The 14,312-nt window shown below is 69.4% G+C and carries 11 protein-coding genes; 8 read left to right on the plus strand and 3 right to left on the minus strand.

Translation table 11 applies throughout. The features are described 5' to 3' along the window. Positions 1-20 precede the first annotated feature (20 nt). The 5 genes from legP to ACZ6C1_RS20140 all read left to right on the plus strand — a co-directional run bounded on the left by legP (position 21) and on the right by ACZ6C1_RS20140 (position 6,671). Complete coding sequence (gene legP, locus ACZ6C1_RS20120) at positions 21-1,277, plus strand: Dot/Icm T4SS effector Zinc-dependent metalloprotease LegP (RefSeq protein ID WP_469242469.1); 1,257 nt, start codon at positions 21-23, stop codon at positions 1,275-1,277. A 56-nt stretch (positions 1,278-1,333) separates the two neighbouring features. Beyond that, on the plus strand, positions 1,334-2,266 hold the full coding sequence (locus ACZ6C1_RS20125) for an MvdC/MvdD family ATP grasp protein (protein WP_469242470.1): 933 nt from the start codon (positions 1,334-1,336) through the stop codon (positions 2,264-2,266). Continuing rightward, complete coding sequence (locus ACZ6C1_RS20130; RefSeq protein ID WP_469242471.1) at positions 2,263-2,604, plus strand: hypothetical protein; 342 nt, start codon at positions 2,263-2,265, stop codon at positions 2,602-2,604. Before ACZ6C1_RS20125 ends, ACZ6C1_RS20130 begins: the two co-directional genes overlap by 4 nt. Positions 2,605-3,054: 450 nt before the next feature. After that, positions 3,055-5,454: a penicillin acylase family protein gene (locus ACZ6C1_RS20135; protein ID WP_469242472.1), complete on the plus strand. Its 2,400-nt coding sequence runs from the start codon at positions 3,055-3,057 to the stop codon at positions 5,452-5,454. A gap of 182 nt (positions 5,455-5,636) precedes the next feature. Continuing rightward, complete coding sequence (locus tag ACZ6C1_RS20140; RefSeq protein WP_469242473.1) at positions 5,637-6,671, plus strand: alpha/beta hydrolase; 1,035 nt, start codon at positions 5,637-5,639, stop codon at positions 6,669-6,671. 151 nt (positions 6,672-6,822) lie between these two features. On the opposite strand, the gene ACZ6C1_RS20145 is transcribed toward ACZ6C1_RS20140, so the two are convergent. Continuing rightward, a complete protein-coding gene (locus tag ACZ6C1_RS20145; protein ID WP_469242638.1) occupies positions 6,823-8,439 on the minus strand; it encodes a PLL family lectin in 1,617 nt (538 codons plus the stop codon). 397 nt (positions 8,440-8,836) lie between these two features. On the opposite strand from ACZ6C1_RS20145, the gene ACZ6C1_RS20150 reads away from it, so the two are divergent. Continuing rightward, entirely contained in the window at positions 8,837-9,490 is a 654-nt protein-coding gene (locus ACZ6C1_RS20150) for a cutinase family protein (protein ID WP_469242474.1), read from the plus strand. A 105-nt stretch (positions 9,491-9,595) separates the two neighbouring features. On the opposite strand, the gene ACZ6C1_RS20155 is transcribed toward ACZ6C1_RS20150, so the two are convergent. Beyond that, on the minus strand, positions 9,596-10,765 hold the full coding sequence (locus tag ACZ6C1_RS20155) for an AfsR/SARP family transcriptional regulator (protein WP_469242475.1): 1,170 nt from the start codon (positions 10,763-10,765) through the stop codon (positions 9,596-9,598). 237 nt (positions 10,766-11,002) lie between these two features. Beyond that, positions 11,003-11,476 carry a MarR family winged helix-turn-helix transcriptional regulator gene (locus ACZ6C1_RS20160; protein ID WP_469242476.1) on the minus strand — a complete coding sequence of 158 codons (474 nt, stop codon included), beginning with the start codon at positions 11,474-11,476 and terminating at the stop codon, positions 11,003-11,005. Positions 11,477-11,627: 151 nt separating this feature from the next. On the opposite strand from ACZ6C1_RS20160, the gene ACZ6C1_RS20165 reads away from it, so the two are divergent. Together ACZ6C1_RS20165 and ACZ6C1_RS20170 are read left to right on the plus strand one after the other, a co-directional pair. Beyond that, positions 11,628-13,127 (plus strand): MFS transporter, encoded by a 1,500-nt coding sequence (locus tag ACZ6C1_RS20165; protein ID WP_469242477.1) that lies wholly within the window; start codon positions 11,628-11,630, stop codon positions 13,125-13,127. A 95-nt stretch (positions 13,128-13,222) separates the two neighbouring features. Then, the gene (locus ACZ6C1_RS20170; RefSeq protein ID WP_469242478.1) at positions 13,223-14,149 is read left to right on the plus strand and encodes an NADP-dependent oxidoreductase; all 927 of its coding nucleotides are present in this window, start codon (positions 13,223-13,225) and stop codon (positions 14,147-14,149) included. Positions 14,150-14,312 lie beyond the last annotated feature (163 nt).

Raw genomic sequence — 14,312 nt, forward strand, 5'->3', positions numbered from 1 at the left:
TCCCCTGCACTGAGGTGAACATGAACGCCAACCCGTCCGAGTCGGCCGGTCGAACGAAGAAGACCGCCGCCCGCAAAACGACGGCTCGCAAAACGACGGCTCGCAAAACGACCACCGCCCGGGGAGGGCGAGCGAGCAAGGGCGAGGGGAGCGGCCGAGGTGGAAGCGGCAGCGGCGAGTTCCGGTCCGGTCCGGTCATCGGTACCGCACTGCTGGACGGTGTGAACTTCCGCGCCAAGGGCGTTCAGTACGCCGAGGTGGACGGGATGGCGGTGGTCGAAGGTGACATCGTCCTCGGTACCGTGCAAGAGGTGCAGGACGCCGACTCGGCCGTCCATGATCAGCTCGTGCTCGCCTCGGTCGGGATCACCGGGCAGCAGTTCCGCTGGCCGAACGCGACGATCCCCTTCGAGATCGATCCCGGCCTTCCCGACCAGCAGCGAGTCACGAATGCGATCGCCCACTGGGAGTCCCGTACGCGTATCCGCTTCGTTCAGCGGACTCCCGCCAACGCGACACAGTTCCCCGACTTCGTACGTTTCGTTCCGGGCGGCGGGTGCTCTTCCAGCGTCGGCCGACGGGGCGGCATGCAGAACATCACGCTGGGCCCCAACTGCTCCACCGGCAATGCCATCCACGAGATCGGTCACGCGGTGGGTCTGTGGCACGAGCAGAGCCGTCAAGACCGCGACCAGTTCGTCACCATCGTGTTCGCGAACATCGACCCCTCCATGCAGCACAACTTCCTTCAGCACATCAGCGACGGCGATGACCTGGGACCGTACGACTACGGCTCGCTGATGCACTACCCGCCCCACGCGTTCGCGATCGACCCCGGTCAGCCGACCATCATCGCGCGCCAGCCGCTGCCCCCCGGCGTGGAGATGGGGCAGCGTACCGGGCTGTCACAGGGTGACATCGACGGAGTCCACGCGATGTACCCGGCACCCGTCTCCACGCTCAAGGAGATCGCCAAGGACCCGGTCAACGACTTCACGCTCAAGGAAATGGCCAAGGACCCGGTGGCCGATCAGCCCCCCAAGGTGCCCGGCCTGGATCTTCAGGCTCCCGCGCTCGGCAGCCCCTTCGTGCTGGCCACTTCACATCAGTCTCCCTCTCTGACCGGCCAGCCCGACGGACTGGCCGAACAGGTGCGCCAGCTCACCCAGATGGTCGGCGCTCTTCAGCAAGGACTTTCGGCTGCAACGGCGAGCCACAACACTCTCCTGGCTCAACTCTCACCACTGTTCGCCGGAACTGCCGGACAACCGAGATGATTCTGATCGTCTCCTACGACGAGGATCACACCCTGGGGGTCATGCGCCGACTGGAGATGGCCGGCCGGGAGGTGGTCCGTGTCGACCTGGCCGACTTCCCCGCCCGTGGTGGGATCACCCTGGGCTACCCCGCGGCCGGGCAGCCGGACTTTGCGCTCACCACCCCTACCAGGCAGGTCCCGCTGGACCGGTGTCGCGTGGCGTGGTGGCGGAGGGTACGCCCGTTCACCGTCGACCAGGGGCTGGGCGGCGCCCGTGACCGGGGATTCGCGGCAAGTGAGACCGGTCAGGCGCTGCACGGCCTGTTCCACTCACTCAGCTGCACATGGGTCAATCCCCCCGTGCTGGACCAGATCGCCCACCACAAGCCGTACCAGTGGGACGTGGCGCGCCAGGTTGGTCTGACGCTGCCACGCACCCTGGTGACCAACCAGCCGGAGAAGGCTCGCGCCTTCATCCAGGACGTCGGCGTCGGACGCACCGTCTTCAAGGCGTTCCTCGCCAACGTCGACGCATGGAGGGAAACCAGGCTGGTCCGTTGGGAGGACCTCGATCACCTGGAATCCGTACGCTACGCTCCTGTGATCTTCCAGGAGTTCGTACCAGGGGCCGACCTCCGCGTGACTGTCGTGGGCGATCGTGTGTTCGCCGCCGAGATCGATGCCACGGCCACAAGCTATCCGGTCGACATGCGGATGGTGGTGGATGAAGCCCTGGTGCGACCGGTGGCTCTTCCGCCGGCCCTCACCGACATGCTCCTCGGTCTGATGCGCCGCCTCGGTCTCGTGTACGGAGCCATCGACCTGCGGCGGCGCCCCGACGGGCATTACGTGTTCTTCGAGGTGAACCCGGCCGGGCAGTGGCTGTTCGTCGAGGAGCGGACAGGCTTGCCGATCACTGCTGAGGTCGCCGGGCTGCTTGCGCGGATCGATGAGAGAGGCCAGGCACCGGTCACGGCGCCTCGGCCGCTGGTGGGCAGGCCGGTATGAGCCACATCATCAGTGGCGTCGTGTCCCTGCCGACCGAGGCACCCGCGACCGTGGCCGCCCGGGTCCTGGTGGAGGTCCGCAACGTCTCACTGGCGGACGCGCCCTCCGTCGTCGTGGGTGCGCAGGTTCTGACGGACGTACCGCTGACGCCGGGTGGCCGCATCCCGTTCAGCGTGGATGTGCCCGATCTCGACCCCAGCGACTCCTACGGGCTCCGCGTCCACGTGGACCTCGCCGGAACGGGGGTCCTGGAACCGGGCGACCTGATCAACACCCGGTCCAGTCCCGTCCCGGCGGAGAACACCGCCGAGCTGATCGCTCCCGTCAGCGCGGTGTGACCATACCCGCGGCTGCCGGCCGCGCCGCGCACGGCTGCATCGCCGTTGACTTGAGCCGCATCACCTCGGAGACGGTCGACGCTGGGCCCGACTGGACGTTCCCGCAGCGTGGTTGAGGCGGGAGGCCGTGCCCCGGACCACCGGCGGACCGGGGCACGGTACGGTCACTCTTCCAGCGTCCGCTGCCCCAACCTGCTCCCGGTCGCCTCGCGGCATCCCACCACAACCGAAGCCTGCCTCTCCCGGGCGGGTGGCAGGGTGGCGGGACAGCCGGCAGGCCGTCCACGGGCCCGCCCGCCCGCAGCTCAGCGGCATCATCGGGATTTCATCGGTCCTCCTTAACCTGCTCGCGTTCGAACGAAGCCTGGGCCACAGGGGAGGGACGGTTCGATGGTGCGGAGGAGACGCAGAGCGAGGCTGTCGACGGCGGTCACGGCCGCGGTGGCGGTCATGAGCACGGTGGCGGTCACCGGGTCGACGGGTACGGGGGCGGCCGCCGCCGAACCGGGGCCGGAACGGCCGACGATCCGTTACACGGAGTACGGAATCCCGCACATCATCGCCTCGAACTGGGAAGGGCTGGGAACGGGCTACGGATACGCGGCGGCCAAGGACAACGTCTGCACCTTGGCCGACACCTATCTGATGGTCAATGCCCAGAGGTCCCGCTACCTGGGACCCGCCGGCAGAGCGAGCCCCGGCCAGAACCAGAACAGCACCACCAATCTCAACAGCGACCTGTACTTCCAGCGGATCAAGGACAACCGCGTGGTGGAGCGGCTGCTCGACCAGCCCGCCCCCAACGGGCCGGAGCCAAAGGTCGAAGAGGCCATTCGCGGCTATGTCCAGGGATACAACAGATACCTGGCCGAGACAGGCGTGAACAACATCTCCGACCCGGCCTGCCGCGGCGCGGCCTGGGTGCGGCCGATCACCGAGCTGGACGTCTACCGGCACGCGCACGCCGAGATCATCATGGGCAGTGCCGATGCGCTGCTGGACGGTCAGGTGAACGCCGCACCCCCGGGGGCGTCGGCCGCCGCGCAGCCGGCGGTCTCACCCGCGAAGACGGCGGCGAAGATACGCGACGCGATGGCGGTGAGCCGTCAGCAGAGCATGGGCAGCAACGCGCTGGCGGTCGGTTCGCAGGGCGTGTCCGGCGGCACCAGCATGCTGCTGGCCAACCCGCACTTTCCGTGGCAGGGCAAGAACCGGATGTGGCAGAGCCAGCTCACGATCCCGGGAGAGGTCAATGTCTCCGGGGCCGCCCTGCTGGGATTCCCCGCCGTGAACATCGGCTACAACGACAACGTCGCCTGGAGCCACACGATCGCCACGGTGGCTCCGTTCGGGCTGTTCGATGTACAGGTGGATCCGCTGAACCCGACCAAGTACCTGGTGGACGGTACGTGGGAACAGATGACCTCGCAGCAGGTCGGTGTCGACGTCCTGAACGCGGACGGCTCCATAGGCAAGGTCACCAGGACGCTGTGGTCCACCCGCTACGGCCCGATCACCACGTCGATGCAGGGCGTCCCCTTGCCCTGGGTGGTCAGCGCGCACGCGGTGCGCGACGTCAACATGAACAACCTGAGGGCGTTGAACACATGGTTCCGCCTCGACCAGGCCAAGGACGTCCACGACGTGGTGCACACCCTCGAGACCACGCAGGGCGTCCCCTTCTTCAACACCGTCGCCTCCGACCGCAAGGGCAACGCCCTGTACGCGGACATCCAGGCCACCCCGAACATCACCGACGAGCACGCGCGGTCGTGCCTCACCCAGACCGGCCAGCTGTTGTTCAACCAGTCGTTACGGCTGCCGAACGTGCCGCCGATCTCCATCCTCGACGGCAAGCGCAGCGCGTGCGACTGGCCCGATGACCCGAACGCGGTCGCGCCGGGGCTCCTGGACCCGCACAAGCAACCGCGCCTGATCCGGTCGGACTTCGTGGGCAACGCCAACGACAGCCCCTGGCTGGCCAACCCGGAGCAGCCGCTGGCCTTCCCCAGGGTGATGGGTGACTCCGCGGCACCCCGCTCGTTGCGGACCCAGGAGTTGATCCTGACCGCGCAGAACCGGATCAACGGTACCGATGGCCTGCCGGGCAAGGGTTTCACGCCGGAGACCATGGGGCGGTTGCTGTTCGCCGACAACAGCAGGGCGGCCGACCTGGCCCTCGACGCCACGGTGACGATGTGCCGGAGCGTCCCCTTCGGGCTCATCCTGGTGGACGGCACGCTGGTCAATGTGAGCGAGGCCTGCCCGGTCCTGGCGGCCTGGAAGGACCACGATTACACGACGGACAGCCGGGGATCCTGGCTGTTCGCCAACTACTGGTACCTGCTGCTCAATGGACAGGGGATCGAGAGACTCCCGTGGCGGGTCCCGTTCGACCCCACGGACCCGGTGCACACCCCCAACTCGCTGGATTCCGGGAGCTCCGCCGTCCGGGACGCGTTGGGCCGGGCCGTTCTCGCGCTGCGCAAGGCGGGCATTGCGCTGAACGCCCCCCTGTCGGACGTACAGAAGGTCACCCGCGGGGGAGAGCAGATCCCGATCCACGGATCGATCAGCCAACTGGGCGTGCTGAACGTGATCACTACCGGCCAGGTCGACGGAAAACCGGACGTCGTCTTCGGGTCCAGTTTCATCCAGCAGGTGCGGTTCACCGCCGACGGCCCACCACAGGCGCTCTCCGTCATGGCCTATTCCCAGTCGGCCAACCCGAACTCGCCGCACTACGCGGACCAGACCAAGCTGTTCTCGGCAGGGCGGTGGGTGACCGAGCGGTTCACCGAGGAACAGATCGCGGCCTCACCGGCATGGGAGGTCAAGGTCCTGGACTGAGATCGACGTACGGGCACGCCGGAGCCTCGATGGCAGTCACCGGCGTGCCCTTCCATCCGGAATTCCATCGCTTCCCGAGAGGGCACGCTGTGGCAAGTGACGCGCACGCCAGTACGTCGCAGGCAAGGAAACCGAAGTCAGGAAAACCGAAGTCGCGAGGGTGGCGCATAGTGGTGGCCTGGATGGTCGCCGCTGTGGCCATCATGACGCCGGCGACAGGGGCACAGGCCGCCGACGGCACCGCGCCGCCACCGATGACGAACGGCTTCGGCCTGACGCAGGTCGGCACGGCGACAGGAAATGCCACCAACTTCTCCCTCACGGTCACCACGCCCGAGGTCGCGGGCGAACAGCACATCAAAATCATCCTGCCGAGCGGCTACCACGACGCTCCGAACAGGCGCTACCCGGTGCTCTACTTCCTGCACGGCTCACCGGACGACCCGGTCCAGCAGACCTATCCGGCTCTGTCCATGTCGGACTCCATGATCACGGTCATCCCGGACGGAGGCGCCCGAGGCTGGTATGCCAACTGGCTCAACCAGAAGACCCAGGCCGGCGCCCAGAACTGGGAGAACTTCCACCTCAAGCAGGTGATTCCGTTCATCGACGCGAACCTGCGGACCATCGCCACCAAGAAGGCCCGGGCCATCGCCGGGGTGTCCATGGGCGGGTTCGGGGCCTTCCACTACGCCCAGGCGCGTCCGGACCTGTTCAGCCAGACCGCGTCCCTGTCGGGAGACATCGACCTGTCGGCCAACTCCATGGACCTGCGGCTGGCCGTCGTCGCCTCCCTCATCGACGCGGCGGGTTGGATCTGCGGCTCGGCGTCCGGGAACTGCGACCCCAATGATTCCCCGTACAAACCCGGTGTGGACAGCGACGCGCTGTTCGGCTCGCCCTATCCGGTGTTCAACGCCGACTGGCGGTGGAACCAGGTCGACCCGTCACAGCACATGGACAAACTCGCCGGCATGGGTGTCTCCATCTACGTGGGCAACGGCGGCGGCTCGCCCCTCGAAGCGGAGTTCTGGCTCGAGGGCGCGGCCAAGAACGTCAAGGCCCGCATGGACGCCCTGGGCATGCCGTACTACTACGTCAACTACGGAGACGGCTCCTCCTGGGGAACGCAATGCAACGGCGGCCACAACGCCGGCTGCTGGGAACAGGATCTCCGGGACCTGATTCCCAGGCTCGAAAGGGCCTTCGCCGCCTGACCGTCCCGCCGGCTCCACGCATCACCGGACCGAATGCACATCGAGCTGGTGTGCCTGCTCCAGCCGACCCTGGCGGCCGGCTGGAGCGATGCACGGTGGGTGGCCCGGTCGGCCAGGCCCGACTCCTCACGGGGAAGCGCCCGTACGAGCCTCAGGTGACCGCCGGGCCCGCATCGTTGAGCCAGGCCCACTCCGACCACGTGGTGAACCCGGTCTGCCACTTGTGATGCACACCGGCGTGGCTGGTGCCGAACACCTCGATGCGACCGTCGGCGTTGTTGCCCGCACCGATCCCGGTGCCACCGCCACCGAAGGTCTCCCACGGCGAGTACGACGTGTTCGGGCCGGTCTGCCAGGCGTGGCTCGCGGTGTCGGCGTTGATCGCGAACACCTCCACCCGGCCGTCGACCGACCGGGACGTGGCCAGTTCGGCGTTGGAGATCCCGCCGGTGCCCGCCCACTCCGACCACGAGCTCGGTCCGGTCTGCCAGCGGTGGAACACCCCCTTGGCGTTGGAGGCGAACACCTCGAGCCTGCCGTCCTGGTTGTAGCTGGCGGCGACGGCGTGTCCGCCGCCGCCGAAGTTCTCCCAGGCGGACCAGCCGCCGTTGACGCCGGTCTGGTACAGGTGCCCGAACGTCGAGTCCGACAGTGCGAAGACCTCGAGCCGCCCATCGGGGGCGTTCTCGATGGCGAGGCGCGCATGGGCCGGGCCACCACCGGTGCCCTTCCAGGGGGCCCAGCCGCCGCTGGGCGCGGTCTGCCAGCGGTGGAACACCCCGTTGGTGTTGGAGGCGAACACCTCGATGCGGCCGTCGGCGTTGGTGCCCGCTGCGAGTCGGTACCCACCGGTGCCGAAGTTCTCCCAGGCGGACCAGCCCGCGCCGGGCGAGGTCTGCCACATGTGATCGAACGTGCTGTCCGACAGCGCGAACAGCTCCAGCCGGCCGTCCGCGTTGGACGCCACCGCCAGCTGCGCATCGCGCGGACCTCCCGCGAACCGCCACGGCGACCAGTTGCCGTTCACCTCGGTCTGCCACGCGTGGTACACGCCGTCGGCACCGGCGGCAAAGGCCTCCAGCCGCCCGTCCGCGGACCGCCCGGACACCACTCGCCCGGAGGCGTACGGGTGCTTGGGGCCGCCGCTCATGCCGGACCACAGCGCGTTGGCGATGAGCACCGCGTCGTCCGCCTCGATGCCGTAGAGGTGGCGCAGGTCCTCTCTCGGTTGCTGAACACGCCAGCACACCACGCCGATCGCCTCGTTGTTCCATGAGCCGCCCGGATAGAGCCGTTCCATCGCGTCGAGGAAGGCGTTGGTGGCGTGGGCCGGGTTCAGCCGCTCCTCCCGGGTGCCCCACCAGTCCTGCTGCTGGAACAGCCCGAGGCTGGTGTGGTCGACGGCCTGGGAGTAGTTGTTCATGCTGCTCTCCACGATGATCGTGGCGATGGCGATCGCTGCGGCTCTCGGGTTGAGCCCCCGGTCCTTCACCGCCTGCGTGACCATCCGTGCGCAGGACACCTTGTAGGCGTCCAAGTAGCCGGCCATCTTCGCGTGCAGCTGTGGATTGAGCTGGTCGGCCATGATGCCGTCGGTGGGCGACGGGCCGGCCGGATCGCAAGGCTCCGTCGGAATGGCGAACCCCTGGGGACCACTGAAATACCGGGAGACGCCGGAGCGGTCGTCACCCGGGTCCGGAAGGGGCCCCGGCCGGGCGACGGCGACCGAGCCGGTCATTCCGATGAGCAGCGCCAAGACGCCGGCCATGACGGCCAGTGCTGTGGACACGCGGTACGAGCCTCTTCTTGACGAGCCTTTTCTTGACAAGCCGCTGCTGGATAAGCCTCTTCCTGCCATGGTGTGCCTTTCCGTCGTGAGTGGATTCCGCGGATGCCGGCGGACATCGGTCCTGCGGAATCGCCACCGGGGCCGCGTGGAGGGCGCCCGTGCCGGCGGCCGACAGTAGAGGCCACCGATGAAGCATCGATGGAATGACCTCCCGCGGCCACCCTGATCCGCTCGCACTCCTCACCGGCTCCTGGGCCCCGCGGGTTTCATCGGGATGTCATCGGCCACTGCCACTGTCGTCGGGTGACCTCGGCCGACCGCGTACCGCACCGCATCGCATCGCGGACGCGCAGGCCGCCTACATGGGGAGGATCGAATGCGAGCACGAAGGATCCCGGCGGTGTTGGCCGGACTACTGCTGATGACCGGGCTTTCAGTGGCACAGGGGTCAACGGCGCAAGCAGCTGCTCCGTGCGAGGGCACCTATACGATCGTCGTCGGTGGCACGGGAAGCTCGTGGAACAACGACGGCTTCTACGGCAACATCCAGCAGCACGTCGGGTACCCCACCCAGATTCCCAACGGTGCGAGCGCGCGGGCGGGCGTCAACGAGCTGAACCGGCTGGTCCGGAACCAGCGTGCCGCGTGCCCGGACCAGCACGTCAAAATGGGCGGGTATTCCTTGGGCGCCGCGGTGGTGCACATCTGGGTCACCGAGAACTGGCAGACGTTCGACAACGTCAACGCCATTCTCATCGCGGACCCCAAGCGCCAGGGCCCTCCCGGTGCCAATGGCGGAGCCGTGCCGTTCGGCGGTTTCGTCGGCGCTCCGCTCGCCGGCGCCGACAGGTTCTTCGGCAACGTGCCGGTCAAGACGATCTGCCACTGGGACTACGTCTGCGACGAGTCCGCCGGCATCTGGACCTACCCGAACAACCACGTCAAGAACTACCCGCACGACTTCAACATGGACCACCACAACGACAGCGCCAACGAGCAGTGGTACAACGGCGCCTGGTACCCCGCGTAAGACGGACGACCGGCGGGCGGAGGCCTGGCGGAACCCCCATCGCCATCTGTCATCGCCATCTGTCATCGGCACCGCGGAACCGGCCGCTGACAGGTGGTGATGGCGTCATCGACGCCGCGTCGTTCCGGGGCGACGTGCACGTGTCCGGCCGACCGGAGGGGTGAGACCGAGGCCCGCTTCGTCACCGCGCACGATCATCTGGTGCGTCCGCCGCAGCATCCGGCTCGGAGGGACCCCCAGGTCGTCGGCGAGACGTCGGCGGGCACGCGCGAACACGGTCAACGCGTCGGCCTGCCGGCCGTTCCGGTACAGCGCCCGCATGAGCATCGCGGCCAGTGGCTCGTTGAGGGGGTACGTCGCGGACAGGGCGTACAACTCGGCGATGGCTTCCGCGTCCTGGCCCAGCCGCAGCTGCCACTCCAACTTCCGCTGCACGATGGCGATCCTGCGCTCGGTGAGCCGCAGCCGCTCCAGTTCGGCGAGCGGCCCGGGCAGTCCGCCCAGGAGCTCCCCACGAAACAGGTCCAGCACTTGGGTACAGAGGCGGACCACCTCGGTCGCTTCCCCCGCTCGATCGGCCGCCCCGATGTCGGCGACCAGTTCCTCCATGCGTGCCACGTCCACGTCGACTGCGCCGGGGACCAGCCGGTAACCGCGGCGGCCGTGCTCAATGACCGAGTCCGGGCCGTCCCCGACGCGCAGGCTCTTGCGTAATCGGTAGATGTACACCGGCACCACGTTCGCGACCGGCGGTTCCGTCCCCCATACGTCGTCGAGAAGTTCCTGCCTGCTGAGGGTCCGCCCCGCGGACAGCGCCAGCGCCGCCAGTACGGCTTGCTGGCGGAGATGCCCCAGGTTCAGGGACCGTCCGTCGTGCCATGCCTGCAGCGGACCGAGCACGGAGATCCGCACCTTCGGTCCGGCCGCTCGGTCGGCGGTGGTCCGCGGCACCGTCCTCACCGACTGTGGGCGGGGGCCACGTCCGGGGGCGACCAGGCCGCAGTCGAAGGCGTGGACGATGGCGGCGGCCCGGTCGCGCAGACCGAGCTTCACGAGGATCCGCGCGAGGTGTTCGGCCACGGCGTCCTCCGGGATGGCGAGGGCGGCGGCGATCTCGTCGTCCCGCAGGCCGCAGCCGACCGCGGCGAGCACCTCGCGCTCCCGGCGCCTGAGCACGGTGGCCGTCCCGGTGGCCGTCCCGGTGAGAATCCCGGTGAGAGTCGCTGAGGCAGTCGCCGTGGCGGGTGGGCGGTCGGTGGTGGCGGTCGTCGGCATCGCTGCTCCCCCGGCTCCGGGCTGTCGGTCTGGCGGGCGCCGCCGACAAGGTAGTGGGGGGAGCGTCGATCAAGGCACCCGGAAGGATCCGGAGTGACACGCGCGGCCTCGACCGCTCCGGGCCCGGCCGGCAGCCGGGCCGGCCGGGGAGGGGGCGGGGGAGGGCCGGGGCCGGGGGCCTGGCCAGTGCCGTGGCCTGGCGGGCCGGCCGGGGCCGCGGGGAGGGCCGGGCCGGGGTCAGTCCGTCGTGTCGGGGTGCATGCGGCCGAGGAGCTCGTAGAGGGTGCGGCGGCCCTCGTCGTCGAGACGGCTGAAGGCCGCGGAGGTGGCCCGCATGTCGGCGCGGATCAGGCGGACGGCCTCCAGGCCCTTCTCCGTCGCCACGACGTTCTTGATCCGCCGATCGGCCGGGTTGAGGTGCCGGGAGACCAGCCCGTGTGCCTCCAGCCGGTCGACGAGCCCGGTGATGTTGGAGGCGTCGCAGGCGAGCAGCCCCGCGAGCGCACGCATGGGCAGGGGCTGCCGCAACAGGATGAGCATCTTGGCCTGCGTCATGGTGAGCCCCTGCCCCGCGGCCGCCGCCGTGAGGTCCCGGTAGTAGCCGGCGGCCGCGCGGGCCAGGCGCTCCAGGAGCTGGTCGTAGGTGGGATCGCCGGCCTGCGGGGCTGAGGTCACGGAGGCCGGCTGCACGTCGGGCGTACGGGAGGACATGCCCCCAGTCTAGGTGAGAACTCAAAGTTTGACTTCCTCAACCATTGACCCGTACCTTCGATTCTCGTTGCTTGAGTTCATCAAGCATCTCCCCGTCCGGCCGAGACCCCCGTCAGGCCCCGGCCCCCGTCCCCGCCCGGAGAGAACACCCGTGTCCCACACCTCCGCCGCGCCGCCCGGCCGGCAGTCCCGCGAGACGGCGGTCGTGCTCGTCCTGAGCCTCGCCGCCATGGTCGTGTCGATGATGCAGACGCTGGTCATCCCGATCCTCGGCCTGATCGGCACCAGCCTCGACAGCAGTGCGGCCGAGGTCAGCTGGGTCACGACCGCGACCCTGCTCTCCGCAGCCGTCTTCACCCCTCTGCTCGGCCGCTTCGGTGACCAGCACGGGAAGAAGCCCACGCTGATCGGCGTCCTGGTGGTGATGATCGCCGGATCGGTCCTGGCCGCCACCACCGACTCGCTCCTGTGGCTGATCGTGGGCCGCGTCCTCCAGGGTGCCGCCACAGCGATCTTCCCGCTCGCACTGTCGGTGCTCCGCGAGGAGGTCGCCGCCCACCGTCTGCCCGGTGCGATGTCACTGGTCAGCGGCACCCTGGCTTTCGGCAGCGGCTTCGCGCTGGTCAGCACCGGCCTGCTGACCCGTGGCGACAACGCCGACTACCACCGTGTCTTCTGGCTGGCCGCCGGGCTGGCTCTGGTCACGCTCGTCGCCGTCGTTCTCCTCGTACCGGCGAGCCGCGCCAAGACCGGCGGGCGCACCGACCTCCTCGGGGCGCTCACCCTCGCGCTCTTCCTGGTCCTGCTTCTGCTGCCGATCTCGCAGGGGCACGAGTGGGGCTGGACGTCCGCCGCCACCCTGGGCAGCTTCGCCGGAGCGGCCGTGATGGCTGCCGTCTGGGCCCTCACGGAGAGCCGCCTGCGCGAACCGATGGTCGACATGAAGATGTTCCTCCACCGCCCGGTGCTCTTCAGCAACCTCGCGGGACTCTTCATCGGATTCGGGATGTTCGCCCAGTTCCTCGGCGTCTCCTACCTGGCGCAGGTCCCCCAGGACATCGCGGGCTACGGCTTCGGCGCCTCAGTGCTCCGCGCCTCCGTCGAGTACCTGCTGCCCAGTACGATCGCCTCCCTCGTGGCCGCCCAGTTCGGCGGCGTACTGATCCGCGGGATCGGCCCCCGTCTCACCCTGGCCCTGAGCGCGGTGACCGGCATCGCCGGCTTCGTGTGGCTGGCCGCCGCTCACTCCTCCACGCTCTCGGTCGTCGGCGCCGGAATGGCTGTGGGAACGGCCATCAGCCTCGGCTACGCCGCGATGCCCGCGTTGATCGTCGCAGGTGTGCCGCCCCACCAGACCGGTGTCGCCAACGGCATCAACTCCATCTCCCGATCCGTCGGAAGCTCGATCGGCAGCGCACTGATCACGACGCTGCTCGCCTCCAGGACCATCGAGCACCTTCCGGCCGGGATCCCGCCACTGCCCGCCGAGAGCCAGTTCACGCTGAGCTTCACCATCGCCGGTGTCGCCTTCGCGTTCGTCCTGGCCATCGCGCTGGTCGGCCTGAAGCGGCAACGGCACGCTCCGCACGCGGAACACCGGCACGCCGCCGGGACGGGCCCCGAGCCGGCTGCCGCCACCGCGGCTGCCTGACGATCCACGCGGTCCCACCCCCCGCGGTCCGGCGTCCCCGCGCCCTTCCCGACGAACCCCCTACCCCCTGCGCCCGCGCATCAAGGAGTACCACCATGAAGGCCATCACCTACCGCACCTACGGCGGCCCGGACGTCCTGGAGTACGGCGACGTCCCGAACCCGAAGCTCGGCCCCGACACCGTTCTGGTGCGTGTGAAAGCCGCCTCGGTCAACCCGGTCGACTGGAAGATCCAGGCCGGCTACCTGGACGGCGTCATGGACGCGGTCTTCCCCGTCATCCCCGGCTGGGACGTGGCGGGCGTGGTCGAGGAGGCCGGCGTCGGAGTCGGCGAGTTCGCCCCGGGCGACGAAGTGATCGGCTACGTACGGGAGGACTTCGTCTCCCGCGGCACGTTCGCCGAGTACGTCGCCGCCCCGGTCCGTACGCTCGCCCGCAAGCCCGCCAACCTCCCCTTCGAGGAGGCCGCCGGCATCCCGCTGGCAGGTCTCACCGCCTACCAGTCACTGACCCGCGCCCTGAACGTGGGCAGCGGCGACACCGTGCTCGTGCACGCCGCGGCGGGCGGCGTCGGCTCACTGGCCGTACAGATAGCCCGGGCACTCGGCGCCCGTGTCATCGGCACGGCGAGCGAACGCAACCACGACTACCTGCGGGGGCTCGGCGCCGAACCGGTCACGTACGGCGAGGGCCTCGGCGACCGCGTCCACGCCCTGGCGCCGACCGGTGTGAACGCCGTGCTCGATCTGATCGGTGGCGAGGCCCTGAAGGTCTCTCCCGGGCTGCTCGCCGAGGACGGACGGCTGGCCTCCGTCGCGGACGGCGCCGTCCTCGGCCTCGGGGGCCGGTACGTCTTCGTCCGCCCCGACGCCCAGGACCTCGAGGCGCTCACGGTCCTCGCCGAGCGCGGGCAGCTGCGTGTGGACGTGGCCGCCACCTTCCCGCTCGAACAGGCCGCCGACGCACAGCGGCTCAACAGGGAAGGCCACACCCGCGGAAAGGTGATCGTCACCGTCGCCTGAACCACCCCGGCCCCCTCGTCCGCCGGCGCCGCCGACGCCCTTCCCGCGACGCCCGGCACGCTCCCGGACGGTCGGCCGGGGCGGGGGGGGGGGGGGGGGGGGGGGGGGGGGGGGGGGGGGGGGGATGGGGGGGGGGGGGGGGGCCATCGGGGGGCGGGGGGAT

Source organism: Streptomyces sp. NPDC041796 (assembly GCF_055590785.1).